14 protein-coding genes are annotated in these 14,108 nt (G+C 68.2%); 5 read left to right on the forward strand and 9 right to left on the reverse strand.

The features are described 5' to 3' along the window. Positions 1 to 17: 17 nt before the first annotated feature. The 5 genes from M1D55_RS13670 (at position 18) to groL (ending at position 5,455) form a co-directional block, all read left to right on the forward strand. The gene (locus tag M1D55_RS13670) at positions 18 to 1,643 is read left to right on the forward strand and encodes an alpha-amylase family protein (protein WP_232205813.1); all 1,626 of its coding nucleotides are present in this window, start codon (positions 18 to 20) and stop codon (positions 1,641 to 1,643) included. A gap of 48 nt (positions 1,644 to 1,691) precedes the next feature. After that, complete coding sequence (locus M1D55_RS13675; RefSeq protein ID WP_006578150.1) at positions 1,692 to 2,090, forward strand: sensory rhodopsin transducer; 399 nt, start codon at positions 1,692 to 1,694, stop codon at positions 2,088 to 2,090. A gap of 40 nt (positions 2,091 to 2,130) precedes the next feature. Next, positions 2,131 to 3,108, forward strand: a complete 978-nt coding sequence (locus M1D55_RS13680) for a TIGR03885 family FMN-dependent LLM class oxidoreductase (RefSeq protein WP_232205814.1) — start codon at positions 2,131 to 2,133, stop codon at positions 3,106 to 3,108. 304 nt (positions 3,109 to 3,412) lie between these two features. Then, a complete protein-coding gene (gene groES, locus M1D55_RS13685) occupies positions 3,413 to 3,703 on the forward strand; it encodes a co-chaperone GroES (protein WP_006578153.1) in 291 nt (96 codons plus the stop codon). Between the two features lie 108 nt (positions 3,704 to 3,811). After that, positions 3,812 to 5,455: a chaperonin GroEL gene (groL, locus tag M1D55_RS13690; protein WP_023265060.1), complete on the forward strand. Its 1,644-nt coding sequence runs from the start codon at positions 3,812 to 3,814 to the stop codon at positions 5,453 to 5,455. A gap of 214 nt (positions 5,456 to 5,669) precedes the next feature. On the opposite strand, the gene M1D55_RS13695 is transcribed toward groL, so the two are convergent. The 9 genes from M1D55_RS13695 to M1D55_RS13735 all read right to left on the reverse strand — a co-directional run bounded on the left by M1D55_RS13695 (position 5,670) and on the right by M1D55_RS13735 (position 14,096). Beyond that, complete coding sequence (locus M1D55_RS13695) at positions 5,670 to 6,470, reverse strand: metallophosphoesterase (protein WP_064575796.1); 801 nt, start codon at positions 6,468 to 6,470, stop codon at positions 5,670 to 5,672. 190 nt (positions 6,471 to 6,660) lie between these two features. Next, the gene (locus tag M1D55_RS13700) at positions 6,661 to 7,644 is read right to left on the reverse strand and encodes a type II secretion system F family protein (protein ID WP_232205818.1); all 984 of its coding nucleotides are present in this window, start codon (positions 7,642 to 7,644) and stop codon (positions 6,661 to 6,663) included. Positions 7,645 to 7,653: 9 nt separating this feature from the next. Then, positions 7,654 to 8,667 (reverse strand): type II secretion system F family protein, encoded by a 1,014-nt coding sequence (locus M1D55_RS13705; RefSeq protein ID WP_456282403.1) that lies wholly within the window; start codon positions 8,665 to 8,667, stop codon positions 7,654 to 7,656. A 12-nt stretch (positions 8,668 to 8,679) separates the two neighbouring features. Then, positions 8,680 to 10,059, reverse strand: coding sequence for a CpaF family protein (locus tag M1D55_RS13710; RefSeq protein WP_456282404.1), 1,380 nt, complete (start codon positions 10,057 to 10,059; stop codon positions 8,680 to 8,682). Positions 10,060 to 10,120: 61 nt separating this feature from the next. Further along, positions 10,121 to 11,308, reverse strand: a complete 1,188-nt coding sequence (locus M1D55_RS13715) for an AAA family ATPase (RefSeq protein WP_456282405.1) — start codon at positions 11,306 to 11,308, stop codon at positions 10,121 to 10,123. 35 nt (positions 11,309 to 11,343) lie between these two features. Further along, positions 11,344 to 11,814 (reverse strand): TadE family protein, encoded by a 471-nt coding sequence (locus M1D55_RS13720; protein ID WP_456282406.1) that lies wholly within the window; start codon positions 11,812 to 11,814, stop codon positions 11,344 to 11,346. Beyond that, on the reverse strand, positions 11,811 to 12,317 hold the full coding sequence (locus M1D55_RS13725; protein WP_006580052.1) for a TadE/TadG family type IV pilus assembly protein: 507 nt from the start codon (positions 12,315 to 12,317) through the stop codon (positions 11,811 to 11,813). The genes M1D55_RS13720 and M1D55_RS13725 overlap by 4 nt, the downstream gene beginning before the upstream one ends. A gap of 104 nt (positions 12,318 to 12,421) precedes the next feature. After that, positions 12,422 to 13,687, reverse strand: coding sequence for a pilus assembly protein TadG-related protein (locus M1D55_RS13730; protein WP_006577578.1), 1,266 nt, complete (start codon positions 13,685 to 13,687; stop codon positions 12,422 to 12,424). Positions 13,688 to 13,754: 67 nt separating this feature from the next. Then, positions 13,755 to 14,096 (reverse strand): hypothetical protein, encoded by a 342-nt coding sequence (locus M1D55_RS13735; protein ID WP_456282407.1) that lies wholly within the window; start codon positions 14,094 to 14,096, stop codon positions 13,755 to 13,757. Positions 14,097 to 14,108: the final 12 nt, after the last annotated feature.

The following is a 14,108-nucleotide window of genomic DNA, read 5'->3' on the forward strand; positions in this document are numbered from 1 at the left end:
CGTCAGGAGGAGGACCCATGCGTTCGCTCTGGTACCGCAATGCGATCATCTACCAAATCGACGTCAGCGTATTTCGCGACGGCAATAACGACGGATGGGGCGATCTCCAGGGCTTGACGGCGCATCTCGAATACCTGCGCGGACTCGGCGTGACCTGCATCTGGCTGTCGCCGTTCTACCAGTCGCCGTTTCTCGATGGCGGCTACGACATCACCGACCATCTCGCCGTCGATCCGCGCTTCGGCAATCTGGCCGACATGGTGGCGCTGCTCGAGAAGGCCGAAGAGCTCGGTATCCGCGTGATGGTGGAGCTGGTGGCGCACCACACATCGGATCAGCATCGCTGGTTCCAGGAAGCGCGGCGCGACCGCAATTCGCCGTACCGCGACTACTACGTCTGGGCCGACGAACCGGAGGAGACCCACGTCAAGCCGATCTTCCCTACCGTCGAGGACAGCGTCTGGACCTGGGACGAGGAAGCGGGCCAATACTATCGGCATGCCTTCTATTCGCACCAGCCCGATCTGAACATCGCCAATCCAGCGGTGCGTACCGAGATCGAGGAGATCATGTCGTTCTGGCTGCGGCTCGGCGTATCCGGCTTCCGCATCGATGCGGCGGGGCACATGATCGATGGGGCCAAGGAAGCGGACCCGCGCGACGACGGCTTCTGGCTGCTGAACGACCTGCGCGCGTTCGCGACGCTGCGCCGCTCCGACGCGGTGCTGCTTGGCGAGGTCGACGTGCCGGTCGAGGACTACGCGCGCTATTTCGGCAAGGGCCACCGGCTGACGCTGGTGTCGAACTTCTTCCTGAACAACCTGCTGTTCCTGGCGCTGGCGCGCGAGCGCGCCGAGCCGATCGAACGCGCGCTGCGCGAGCAGCCCGATCCGCCCGAGCGCGCGCAATACGCGGTGTGGGTACGCAATCACGACGAGCTCGATCTGGAGCGCCTCAGCGAGGCCGAGCGCGAAGAGGTGATGCAGCGCTTCGCGCCGGATCCGGACATGCGCGTCTACAACCGCGGTATCCGCCGCCGGCTGCCGCCGATGCTTGACGGCGACCAGCGCCGCATCGCGCAGGTCCATGCGCTGCTGTTCTCGCTGCCCGGCACGCCGATCCTGCGCTACGGCGAGGAGATCGGCATGGGCGAGGACCTGTCGCTGAAGGAGCGCCACGCGGTGCGCACGGCGATGCAATGGTCCGACGAGGTCAATGGCGGCTTCTCGCCCGCCGATCCCGAATCGCTGCCGGTGCCGGTGATCCGCGAGGGCCCGTTCCGCTACGACCAGGTCAATATCTACGACCAGTTGCTGCGCGACGATTCACTGCTGGCGAAGACCGGCAAGATGATCCGCGCGCGCGTTGGCATGCCGGAGATCGGTTATGGCGAATGCACGGTGATGGAGGTCGGCTGTCCGTCGGTGCTGGCGCTGCGGCACGAGCTGGACGGGCAGGTGGTGTTCACGTTCGCCAATCTGTCGGACAAGGACGTCGAGGTGAAGCTGCCCGAGGTCGAGGTCGGCGAGCTGCGCGACATGCTGGTCGATGGCCCGTACCCGCCGGCGCAGACCGCGCATACGCTGAAGCTGCGCGCCTACGGCTACCGATGGCTGCGGCAGCGGCCGTGCTTCGGGCCGTGATCGGCAGCATCAGTCCGGCAAAGACAGCGACAACCAGGGAGAAACGCGATGGAAGCGATCGGACAACGGCGCTGGGTCATTGCGGAAGGCTATCTGCCGCCGACCGACCCGGCCGCCAGCAGGCAATTGAACAGCCATGAAGCGGCCTGCCTGCTCAATACCGGCGATGCCCCGGCCCATGTCACGGTGACGATCTTCTATGCGGACCGCGAACCCGTCGGTCCGTACCGGCTCACGGTGCCGGCGCGCCGCACCTTGCATCTGCGCTTCAACGATCTGCGCGACCCCGAGCCGATCCCCGAGGACACCGACTACGCCAGCGTGATCGAGTCCGATGTGCCGATCGTCGTGCAGCACACCCGGCTCGATTCGCGCCAGGCCGCGCTCGCGCTGATGACCACGCTGGCCTATCCGGTCCCGGCCTCGGTGTCCGCGGCGTCCGGCTGACCGCGCCGCACCCGATCCCCATTTCGCCCAGGAGTCCGCCATGCCCTTGATCGGCTATCACGCCTCGCACGAACAGTTCTCGCCGGGCGACCTGCTGCGCTATGCGCGCGCCGCGCAGCTGGCCGGTTTTACCGCGCTCAGCAGCTCCGACCACTTCCATCCGTGGAGCGAGCGGCAAGGGGAGAGCGGCCATTCCTGGTCCTGGCTCGGCGCCGCGATGGCGACCGTCGACCTGCCGACGGGCGTGGTCGCCTGTCCGTTCGGGCGCTACCACCCGGCCGTGGTGGCCCAGGCCGCCGCGACGCTGGAGGCGATGTTCCCGGGCCGCTTCTGGATCGCGCTGGGCACCGGCGAGGCGCTGAACGAACACATCACCGGCCGGCCGTGGCCGCCCAAGCCCGAGCGGCAGGCGATGCTGTCCGAGTCGGTGGACGTGATGCGCGCGCTGTGGCGCGGCGAGGAGGTGACGCACCGGGGCAGCATCGTCGTCGATCGCGCCCGGCTGTACACGCTGCCGCAGCGTCCGCCGCCGATCTTCGCCGCCGCGCTGACCGAGCAGACCGCGCGCTGGGCGGGACAGTGGGCCGACGGCCTGATCACGATCTCGGCGCCGCGCGAGACCATGCGCGCGGTCATCGACGCCTTTCGGGAGGGCGGCGGCGGAGGCAAACCGGTGCATATCCAGGCCAAGATCGCCTACGCCGACCCCACGCAGGGCGACGAGGCCGCGCGCCGCATGGCCTACGAGCAGTGGCGCACCAATGTGTTCGACAGCGAGACCGCGGCGAACCTGGCGACCCCGGCCGAGTTCGATGCCCGCGCCCGCACGGTGTCGCCGGACGACATCGAGCGCGCGGTCCGGATCTCCTGCGACGCCGCGCAGCAGGCCGCCTGGCTTGCCGAAGACCTGGCGATGGGCGCCGACGCGGTCTTCCTGCACAACGTCTGCGGCAACCAGCAGGCCTGGCTCGACGCCTGCGCGCAGACGGTGCTGCCGCAACTGCGGGGCGGGGTCTGAACCCGCCTCGTTGGCACCCGCTGGCGACATTCGCCTGAAAAAACCGGGCCGCACAATATAAGAGACAATGCCCGCCGGGCCTTGCACCGCGCGGGCCCGGGGCAAATTCCCTGCTTTTGTGCGGGTAAACCCGTATTCAGGCCTCGTCTTGAAAACCCGAAACCCCGTCCCTATAATTAGCACTCGCCGGGTGCGAGTGCTAACAGCGTGCTGTAATCTCCATCCGGCGTCCGATTTCAAGGGCCTCCGCAGTCCCGCGGCGGCCACTTTGCAAATAAATGCTCACTTGTACTAAGGAGTCCGTATGAATCTGCGTCCTTTGCACGACCGCGTGATCGTCAAGCGTCTGGACAACGAAACCAAGACCGCTTCCGGCATCGTGATTCCCGACAATGCTGCCGAGAAGCCCGATCAGGGCGAAGTGCTGGCCATCGGCCCGGGCAAGAAGGATGACAAGGGCGCGTCGATCGCCCTCGACGTCAAGGTGGGTGACCGCGTGCTGTTCGGCAAGTACGCCGGCCAGACCGTGAAGGTGGATGGCCAGGAACTGCTGGTCATGCGCGAAGAAGACATCATGGCGGTCATCAACAAGTGATGTCGCTGTCCGGGCGCCGCGCGTCCGGAACCCCCGGGGCGCACGGTTTCGCCGCTGCGGCGATCGCGCCCGGGACTTTTCCCGTACAGAATTCTGGAGATCTAGAACATGGCAGCTAAAGACGTAGTGTTCGGCGACAGCGCTCGCCACAAGATGGTCGAAGGCGTGAACATCCTGGCCAACGCGGTCAAGGTGACCCTGGGTCCGAAGGGCCGCAACGTGGTGCTCGAGCGCAGCTTCGGCGGCCCGACCGTGACCAAGGACGGCGTGTCGGTCGCCAAGGAAATCGAGCTGAAGGACAAGCTGCAGAACATGGGCGCCCAGATGGTCAAGGAAGTCGCTTCCAAGACCAGCGACAACGCCGGTGACGGTACCACCACCGCGACCGTGCTGGCCCAGTCGATCGTGCGCGAAGGCATGAAGTACGTTGCCGCCGGCATGAACCCGATGGATCTGAAGCGCGGCATCGACAAGGCCGTGGGCGCCGCCGTCGAAGAGCTGAAGAAGCTGAGCAAGCCGACCACGACCAGCAAGGAAATCGCCCAGGTTGGCGCGATCTCGGCCAACAGCGACGAAGTGATCGGCAAGCTGATCGCCGAAGCGATGGACAAGGTCGGCAAGGAAGGCGTGATCACCGTTGAAGACGGCAAGTCGCTGGCCGACGAGCTGGAAGTCGTCGAGGGCATGCAGTTCGACCGCGGCTACCTGTCGCCGTACTTCATCAACAACCCGGACAAGCAAGTCGTCCAGCTCGACAACCCGTTCGTGCTGCTGTTCGACAAGAAGATCTCGAACATCCGCGACCTGCTGCCGGTGCTGGAGCAAGTGGCCAAGTCGAGCCGTCCGCTGCTGATCATCGCCGAAGACGTCGAAGGCGAAGCGCTGGCGACCCTGGTGGTCAACAACATCCGTGGCATCCTGAAGACCGCCGCCGTCAAGGCGCCTGGCTTCGGCGACCGCCGCAAGGCCATGCTGGAAGACATCGCCATCCTGACCGGCGGCACCGTGATCGCCGAGGAAGTCGGCCTGACGCTGGAAAAGGCCACGCTGCAAGACCTGGGTCAAGCCAAGCGTGTCGAGATCGGCAAGGAAAACACCATCATCATCGACGGTGCCGGTGACGCCGCCGCGATCGAAGGCCGTGTCAAGCAGATCCGCGCCCAGATCGAGGAAGCGACCTCGGACTACGACCGCGAGAAGCTGCAAGAGCGCGTGGCCAAGCTGGCCGGCGGTGTTGCGGTGATCAAGGTTGGTGCCGCCACCGAAGTCGAAATGAAGGAAAAGAAGGCACGCGTCGAAGACGCGCTGCACGCCACCCGCGCTGCCGTTGAAGAAGGCATCGTCCCGGGCGGCGGCGTGGCCCTGCTGCGTGCCCGCGCTGCGATCTCGAGCCTGACCGGCGAGAACCCCGACCAGAACGCCGGCATCAAGATCGTGCTGCGCGCGATGGAAGAGCCGCTGCGCCAGATCGTGCTGAACGCCGGCGAGGAAGCCTCGGTCGTCGTGGCCAAGGTCATCGAAGGCAACGGCAACTTCGGCTACAACGCCGCCAGCGGCGAGTACGGCGACCTGGTGGAGATGGGCGTGCTGGATCCGACCAAGGTGACCCGCACCGCGCTGCAGAACGCCGCTTCGGTCGCATCGCTGATGCTGACCACCGACTGCGCGATCGCCGAAACGCCGAAGGAAGAGTCGGCGCCGGCAATGCCGGGCGGCATGGGTGGCATGGGCGGCATGGACGGCATGATGTAATCACGCCGGCCGTCGGCTTCGGCCGACTGCCCTGACTGCCGAGACGGCGTGAGTCGTCGCCTCAGTCGAAACCCCCACGGGTGCAAGCCCGTGGGGGGTTTTTGTTTTGGGCTCGCGGTGGGGCGCCTTCGGGCGATGGGTTTCTCCCCCTCTCCCGCTTGCAGGAGAGGGGTGGGGGAGAGGGTAGCCAAACCACCGGAGGAAGGGACAGCGCTCACACCTCGACCACATACCCCCAATCGAACTTCGCGTTCTCCAGCGCCCCGTCGCCGCGCCGCACATAGCCGCGCGGGTTGCAGACGACGCGGGCGCCGTCGACGCGATAGTCGAAGCTGGTGTGCGTATGGCCGTGGATCCACAGGTCGGCGCGCTGGACCAGGTCGGGCCGGCGCGAGATGAAGCCGGCCGACGCAAGATCGTGCGCATAGCGCGGGTCGAGGCTGCCGAGGTCCGGCGCATGGTGGGTGACCACCACGGTCGCGCCGTCGAACGGCGTTTCCAGCTCGGCGGCGAGCCACGCGGACTCGGCCCGGTGCCGCGCCAGGGCATCGGCCGGCGTGAAGCGCCGCAGGCCGCCTTCACCATCATCGCTGTCTGCTTCCACCGAGATCAGCCGATGGTCGAGCATCACCTTGGCGCAGGCCTGCATCGCGTCGTCGATGCGCTCGCGGCCGAACAGCGCGTAGTCGGCCCACCAGGTCGTGCCGAGCACGCGGACCGGCGCCTCGCCCGGCAGTTCGAACACCGCCACGCCGGCGGTCAGCAGATGCACCTGCGGATGCGCGGCCGCGGCGGCGGCCAGTTGCGCATCGACCCGCGTGAAGGTGCTGTCGTAGTACTCGTGGTTACCGGGCACATAGACGATCGGCCCGCGCAGATGACGGGCCGCCCAGTCGATGCCGTCGCGGCCGTTGGCGATGTCGCCGGCCAGCACGACCACGTCGGCATCGCAGTCGGGGACCGACTCGGGGGTATGGTGTTCCAGATGCAGATCGCTCAGAACGCGTAGCTTCATGCCGCCTCCAGCTGGCCTCCAGACGGGCCTGTGCCATCGGAGTGTTCAGCATGCAGCGGGGACGGTCAAGTGCGGACATGGCGGACCGGCACGGCGAACATACGCGCCAGCGAAAAAAGCCCGGACGAATCCGGGCGAAGGCTGTCCGCTTTGCCTGGGTGTGATGGCGGGCAGCCGAGGGACTTGCGGGTCAGCCACCCTGTCCGGTCATCGTCGGCAGCAGCACCCGCACAATCTGGATGAAAGCCGGTCCCAGCAGCACCACCAGCAGCGAGGGGAAGATCAGGAAGATCAGCGGGAACAGCAGCTTCAGCGCGATCTTGGCCGCCTGTTCCTCGGCCAGCATCCGCCGCTTGGTGCGCAGCATGTCGGACAGCACCCGCAGCGATTCGCCGAGGCTGGTGCCGAAACGGTCGGCCTGCACCAGCATCGCGGCGAAGCGCTCGACGTCGTCGACGCCGGTACGCAGCGCGAGGTTGGACAGCGCCTTCTCCTTCGAGAAGCCCGAGCGCATCTCCAGCAGCATCAGCTCGAGTTCGTTGGCCAGCACCGGGCAGCGCAGCGACAGCTCGCCGGCGACCCGCATCAGCGCCGCGTCCAGCCCGAGCCCGGCCTCGACGCAGACCGTCAGCAGGTCGATCGCATCGGGAAACTCCTCGAACACGGCGCGCTTGCGCTGGACGATCCGGCGTGCCAGCACCGCGTTGGGCAGGTAGTAGCCGACCGCGCAGATCGCGATCAGCAGCATCGCGAGCAGCGCGCCGTCGCTGGCCAGCGGCGTGCCGACGGTCGCCACCAGCGCCGCCAGCGGCAGTGCCAGCGCGAGCACGGTCTTGGCGGCGAAGTACAGCGTCGGCGCGGCGGTGCCACGCCAGCCGGCGTTCATGAAGCGTACCCGCAGCGCGGAATTCTCCCAGCCTTCCCGGGGCAGCGCCAAGCGCGACACCGGCCTGGCCCATTCGCTGAGCCGCGCACTCCAGCCGCCGCCGGCCTGCGCCGCGCCCGACGCGGCGCCCGATCCCGCGGTGCCCGCGCCGCCAAGCCGTTCGAGCCGCTCCAGCCGCGCGCGCAGCCGGTTCGGCGAACACACCAGCATCAGGCCGAGCGCCGCACCGAACGCGGCGACGAACACCAGACCGAGCAACAGCCATTGTTGTGTCTGCATGGCTTGCATGATTCCTCCCTATACCCGGATGCGGATGATCTTGCGCATCCACAACACCCCCAACGCCATCATGACCAGCGCCGTGCCCGCCATGCGGATGCCGGCCGGGTCCTGCCACAGCACGTCGAGAAAACCCGGGTTCAGCACCGAGATCAGCCCGGCCGTGCCGAACGGCAGCAGGCCGAGGATCCACGCCGACAGCCGGCCTTCCGCGGACAGCACGCGGATCTTGTCGAACAGCTTGAGCCGCTCGCGCACCAGCCGGCTGATCGTGTCGAGCACCTCGGCCAGGTTGCCGCCGCTTTCGCGCTGGATCAGCACGGCGATCACGAAGTAGCGCAGGTCGCCGACCGGCACCCGCATCGCCAGGCTGGTCAGCGCATCGTCGAGCGAGACGCCGTAGTTGATCTCTTCGAAGGCAAGCCGGAATTCAGGCCCGAGCGGGGCCTTCATTTCCTGGCCGACGGTGCCGAGCGCGCCGGCGAACGAGTGCCCGGCGCGCAGCGACCGGCTGATCATGTCGATCGCATCGGGCAGCTGCGCCTCCATGCGCTTCAGGCGCCGTTGCCGCTGCGCCAGCGTGCGCAGGCAGGGCAGCGCGGCGGCCAGCAGCGCGCCGCCGGCGGCCAGCCAGAACGGCAGCGGCAGCACCGACAGCACGGCGAACGCGATCAGCAGGCTGGCGGCGCTGAAGCCCAGCAGCTGGCCGACCGACCAGGTGCTGCCCGACTGCTGCAGCCAGCGGTCCAGCGCGGCCACGCGCGGCACCCGCATCAACAGGCGCTGCAAGCGGGGGCTGCCGGCCAGCATCCGTTCCTTCAGGATCGACATCTGCTCGCGGCCGATCTGGCCGCCAGCGGACAACGCGCGGATACGCGCGTCGATGCGCCGTGCCGATGCGCCATGATGGCTGTTCCACCACAGGTAGACGGCCTCGATGGCCAGCACGACCGCGATGAACAGCAACACGCCGAAGGCGTACAGCGCATAGTGTCCCAGCTGTCCCCACTGTGCGAATTCGCCAAGGTTCATGATCGCTCTCCGTCAGGCCGCGGTGCCCTGGATCTCGAAGCGCCGCGACGGATCGTAGGTCTCGTCCGGCAGTGCGACGCCATAGACGCGCAGCCGCTCGGCGAACTTCGGATAGACGCCGGTGGCGCGAAAATGGCCGCGCACGGTGCCGTCCTGGCCGACGCCGGTGCGCTGGAACGTGAAGATCTCCTGCATGTTGATGACGTCGCCCTCCATGCCGGTGATCTCCTGGATGCTGACGATCTTGCGGCTGCCGTCGCTTAGCCGTGCCGCCTGCACGATCACCGTGATCGCCGACGCGATCTGGTGGCGGATCGCCTTCGGCGGCACGTTCATGCCGGCCATGCTGACCATGTTCTCGAGCCGCGTCAGCGCATCGCGCGGCGTGTTGGCGTGGATCGTGGTCAGCGAACCTTCGTGGCCAGTGTTCATCGCATTGAGCATGTCCAGCGCCTCGGCGCCGCGCACCTCGCCGAGGATGATCCGGTCAGGCCGCATCCGCAGCGCATTGCGCACCAGCGAGCGCTGCGTGATCTCGCCCTTGCCCTCGATATTGGGCGGGCGCGTCTCCAGACGCAGCACGTGGGGCTGGCGCAATTGCAGTTCGGCGGCATCCTCGATGGTGACCACGCGCTCGTCGATCGGGATGAAGCCGGACACGATGTTCAGCAGCGTGGTCTTGCCGCTGCCGGTGCCGCCCGATACCAGCAGGTTGACCTTGGCGTGCGCCAGCGCCTGCAGCAGCTGGGCCATCGGCGGCGTCAGGCTCTGGTACGCGACCAGGTCGGCGACCTGCAGCGGATTGACGGCGAAGCGCCGGATCGACAGCAGCGGCCCGTCGATCGCCGACGGCGGAATGATCGCATTGACGCGGGAGCCGTCGGGCAGCCGCGCATCGACCATCGGGCTGGTCTCGTCGATGCGGCGCCCGACGCGCGACACGATCTTCTCGATGACCTTCATCAGATGCGCGTCGTCGTAGAACGTGATGTCGGTCAGTTCCAGCTTGCCGCGGCGCTCGACATAGGTCTGGCGTGCGGTATTGACCAGGATGTCGGACACCGTCGGATCGCGCAGCAGCGGCTCGAGCGGACCGAAGCCGAACATTTCGTCGTAGATCTCGCCGATCAGCTGGCGGCGCTCGGCATCGTTGAGCAGGACCTTGTCCTCGTCGACGATCGCGCCGACCAGCAGGCCGATCTCGTGCCGGACCTGATCGAGCGGAATATGCGCAAGCCGTTCCAGTTCGACCCGTTCGAGCACGGTCTCGTGCACGGTGCGCTTGAGCGCGCGGTAGCCGGTACCGGCGGGCAGCGCGGTGGCCGCGTGGCCGTTGACGGACAGGGCGGCAAAGCCCGGGCTGGCGTTCGACAGTTGTTCGCGGATCGACATGGCGGTCTCCGGCTAGAGTGGTTGGCGTGCGCGTTGCGTGTTGGCGAGCGATCGGCGCCGCTCAGGCGGCCTTGACCCGCAGCAGCAGCCGGCGCAGCGACGACGGCTCGCTGCCGCCTGCCTGCGCTTCCGGTTCCGCGGCGGCCAGCTGCGCGGCCAGCGACTGCAGCGCGCGCGCGATCGCGCTGCGCCGGTGCATCGCCAGTACCGCCTCGCCGTGGCTGATCGCCGCGGCGACCGTGGCGGCATCCTCGGGCAGGGCCTGCCAGACCGGGGTGCCGCAGATCTGCTCGAGCGAGGTCCGGTCCAGCTCGTTGCGGCGATCGTCGCGGTTCAGCAGCACGCGGATCCTGTCGTCGGGGTAGCGCAGCGCCCGCAGGATGTCGAGCAGGCGCCGGCCGGTGCGCGCGTAGGCGATGGTCGGCTGCAGCACCACGCCGATGCGGTCGCTGCGGTCGAGCACGCCGATCGACACCGGATCGATCGCCTGGCCGGCGTCGACCAGCACGAAGTCGTAGTGGGGCAGCGCCAGCGACAGGATCCACTCGACCTGTTCCTTGCGCACCGACGCCGCCTTGATCGGATCGGCCGCGCCGGCCAGCACGTCCAGGCCGTCGGCCACCGGCGTCAGGCACGCTTCGAGGAAGGCCGCATCCATGCGGTCGATCTGCGCGCAGACGTCCGGCAGCGTCGCCGGCGGCGTACGGTCGCAAATGGTATGCACCAGATCGCCGAACTGCCGGTTCAGGTCCAGCACCAGCACGCGCTTGCCCTGCGCGGCCAGCGCATGGCCGAGGTTGGCGGTCAGGAAGGTCACGCCGGCGCCGCCCTTGCACGACAGCAGCGATATCAGCCGCGCGGCGCGGCGGCGCCGCAGCGTGCCGGCGGCCTGCAGCCGGCGCAGCGCGTCGCCGAGCTGGCCCTGCTCCAGCGGCCATGCCAGCACGTCCCGGATGCCGCTGCGCAGCGCCTTGATCAGCAAATCGGGGTCGACCGCGTCGGTGATCAGGATGCACGGCAGCTCGGGATGCTGCTGCCGCATCGCCTCGATGCCCTGCATCTGCGCCGGTCCCATGCTGCCGTGCGCGATCACCAGCATGTCCGCCAGCGCCAGCTGGCTTGCATGGGACGCGATGCGCGCCGGCGCCTCGGCCAGCGCCAGCGTCTGGAACGAGCCGCACTGCGTGCATAGCCGGGTGATCTCGGACAGCCGGTCGGTTTGCTCGGAGGCGATCAGAATCGTCAGCATGGCGGCTTCTCCTGTTCGTTGTTCTGTGCGCATGTTCAGCTGCAGACGGGGCCGCCGGTCGCGCTGTTCATGCTTTCGCGCGACAGCGTGGTGGCGAACGGCGGCACCGGCAGCGTCATCGGAATCATCGGCACCAGCGTCTGCACGGTCAGGCCGGTGACGCTGACCGTCACGCTGGCGCAGCTGGCGCGCGCGGTATCGGGATCGCTGTCGCAGCCGGCAGGCTCGTAGTCGAGCGCGATGTTCGACGGCGCCAGCTGCGGCATCAGCGTCGCCATGCGGGTCTTGATGATCGCGGCATTGGCATCGCAGACCACGGCCATGCGCGCGCCCCAGCGCGTCGCCTCGCTGGCGGTGTTCCAGTGGAACAGCACGCGCGCCATCTCGACCACGCCGATCAGCAGCGTGAAGAACAGCATCGCGACGATCGCGAACTCGACCACGGTGGCGCCGCGCTGGCGCGCGCGCCGCATGCGCATGGCGCGACGGGGGAGAGCGGGATTCATAGCACTTGCCTCATCACGGTCATCACATCGGAAAAGACCAGGCCGCTGACATCGATCAGCGGCTGGATCGGCGAGTAGGCGAAGCCGGTGATCTTGACCGCCACCAGGTTGACCGTGCCGGCCGGCACACCGGCGCCGGCGCCGTTGTCGTAGGTATTGACGTTGGCGAAGGCCATGCCCGGACAGCCGCCCGCATCGACGCGGTCGCAGATCACCACCATCGCGGTACTGAGGCCGCCGACCAGCGGCGCACCGGTGCAGCCGGTGTTGCCATGGACCGCCATGCATTTGGCCTGCGCGGCCGGATAGCCGGCGTCGTCCGGCGAGAACTGCGACAGGTAGCGCGTGGCGCCGCGCGTGGCCTTGGTCAGCGCGTCGTACTGGTAGATCGCGCGGCCGAACTCGGCGACGCCGCACAGCATCAGCAACAGCGGGATCAGCAGGATCGCGAATTCGACCGCGGCCACGCCGCGCTGGCGCTTGCGCGCGCCGGCGCGGCGCAGCGCGAGCCGGTGCTGGCGCGCGGCAATGCCGGTGGCGGAGCGGGGGATCGGCGTGTTCACGATGGCCTCCTGATTGCGTCGCTGCTGTGTAGATGCGGCCGCCGCTACTGCACCAGCACCGGCACCAGCGGGCCAGGCCCGCTGCCCAGGCCGGGGATGCCTTGCGTCGCGCAAGGACTGCCCAGCGAGCTCGATGCGCCCCGGTATTCGAGCCGCACCGAGTTGATGTTGCCGCCCCATTGCATCGGCTCGATCATCAGCAGGCAGGCCCACTCGAGCACGCTGGCCTTGTGCGTGCCGGATACCGCGAAGCCGCTGCAGTCGACCACCGGCGCCAGCACCATGCGCCGGTCGGCACCGCCCTGATGCGCGGCGGTGCTGGACGGCGAGCCCTTGGTATCGATCATCGCGACGCTGTCGCCCTGGTACGGCGCATAGGCCTTGCGCCTGGCGGTGAAGTCCGGATACGCGTTGGCCTTGGCCGGCCAGGTGGTGTCGTTGTAAGCATGGCCGGTGAAGTCCGGCACGCCGGCCACCTTGCCCGCCTTGACGATGCCGAAGCGGCTGTTCCACTCGTCCGCCAGCGACGACTTGTTGCCGGTGGTGCCGATCTCGGTGCCGAGCGAGGGCAGGTTGCATTGGCCCGAGCCCTTCAGCTGTTCGGCCAGGCTCTTGGTGCCGCTGCCGCCGCCGAGATCGGCCCAGCCGAAATTGCCGCCGCCATATTCGCCCTTGTTGCCCGCATCGAGCTTGGAGACCAGCCACTGGCCCACGGTGTAGGGCGGCTCCGGCGGGTCCAGGGTCTCGGGCTTGCAGACGAACACCGGGATCGCGCATGCGGTCTGCGCGGCGCCGACGGTGGCCACCGCGAATGACGACACCGTGCTCGGCCCCACGTTGCCGCCCGGCAGCAGGTTCAGCACCTGGGCGAACCAGTTGGCGATGCCTGCGCGAGAGGCCGCGCACTTGACGTACTTGATGGTGTCGAGCGCGTACGGCACGCTGCTCTTCGGGTAGAAGGGATTGGCCAGCGCGTCGCTGTAGGTGACGCTGCTGTCCGCGGCGAACTGCACCGATTCGCTCTGGAACAGCGCCAGATTGCGATAGCCGGCGGTGATGCCCGCTGCCTCGGACACCGCCAGCGGCGTGGCGCCGGTCAGGTCGCGCGCAGCGGCCAGCGCGCAGGCGTCGGCGCCGTTCTGCAGCTCGCTCTTGGCCACGTAGAGCTTGCCGAGGTCGAGCGCCAGCCCGAGAAAGCCCACCATCGCGACCAGCGCCAGCGCGACGACGATCGCGACGGCGCCTTGCTGGCGCCGCGGCGTCGCGGCCCGCCGGCGTGGACGCGGTCTCGCTGTGTTCGGCTGCATCATGGCTCTCTCCCTGGCTTGCGAACTGGCTGGCGAACTGACTCGCTGCGCTGCACCGCGCCGCTGCGCGTCAGCGCGTGCCGATGCCGCCCGACATGCCGATGCCGCCCTGCATGCCGGCCCCGTTGCCATAGGCGCCGCCAGGCGACAGCCGCTGCAGCGAGCGGTCGTAGTTGCCCATCGCCGCGACGGCGGCCTTGCCGTCGACGCCGGTCAGCGAAGGCAGGCCCGCGGGTGCATTCGGGTTGATGATCTGGGCCTGCTTGACCGCATGGACCGACTGTCCGAAGCGGCTGTCCCAGACCGGCGTGGTGCTGATGCAGGCGGCCAGCAGCGGTGCGGCGAGCAGGGCAGCGAGCGCGGCGCGTACGCGCGACGATGGCGAGGGCTTGTGAATGGCGTGCTTGTTCATGGCGTTCTCCTG

The organism is Cupriavidus sp. JZ107 (assembly GCF_053903255.1).

Excerpts from the sequence above, each read along its gene's own strand:
- M1D55_RS13705 (WP_456282403.1), bottom strand. The coding sequence starts at position 8,667 with ATGAACCTTGGCGAATTCGCACAGTGGGGACAGCTGGGACACTATGCG.
- M1D55_RS13715 (WP_456282405.1), bottom strand. The coding sequence starts at position 11,308 with ATGCTGACGATTCTGATCGCCTCCGAGCAAACCGACCGGCTGTCCGAG.
- groES (WP_006578153.1), top strand. The coding sequence starts at position 3,413 with ATGAATCTGCGTCCTTTGCACGACCGCGTGATCGTCAAGCGTCTGGAC.
- groL (WP_023265060.1), top strand. The coding sequence starts at position 3,812 with ATGGCAGCTAAAGACGTAGTGTTCGGCGACAGCGCTCGCCACAAGATG.
- M1D55_RS13730 (WP_006577578.1), bottom strand. The coding sequence starts at position 13,687 with ATGATGCAGCCGAACACAGCGAGACCGCGTCCACGCCGGCGGGCCGCG.
- M1D55_RS13735 (WP_456282407.1), bottom strand. The coding sequence starts at position 14,096 with ATGAACAAGCACGCCATTCACAAGCCCTCGCCATCGTCGCGCGTACGC.
- M1D55_RS13695 (WP_064575796.1), bottom strand. The coding sequence starts at position 6,470 with ATGAAGCTACGCGTTCTGAGCGATCTGCATCTGGAACACCATACCCCC.
- M1D55_RS13680 (WP_232205814.1), top strand. The coding sequence starts at position 2,131 with ATGCCCTTGATCGGCTATCACGCCTCGCACGAACAGTTCTCGCCGGGC.
- M1D55_RS13720 (WP_456282406.1), bottom strand. The coding sequence starts at position 11,814 with ATGAATCCCGCTCTCCCCCGTCGCGCCATGCGCATGCGGCGCGCGCGC.
- M1D55_RS13700 (WP_232205818.1), bottom strand. The coding sequence starts at position 7,644 with ATGCAAGCCATGCAGACACAACAATGGCTGTTGCTCGGTCTGGTGTTC.
- M1D55_RS13670 (WP_232205813.1), top strand. The coding sequence starts at position 18 with ATGCGTTCGCTCTGGTACCGCAATGCGATCATCTACCAAATCGACGTC.
- M1D55_RS13675 (WP_006578150.1), top strand. The coding sequence starts at position 1,692 with ATGGAAGCGATCGGACAACGGCGCTGGGTCATTGCGGAAGGCTATCTG.
- M1D55_RS13710 (WP_456282404.1), bottom strand. The coding sequence starts at position 10,059 with ATGTCGATCCGCGAACAACTGTCGAACGCCAGCCCGGGCTTTGCCGCC.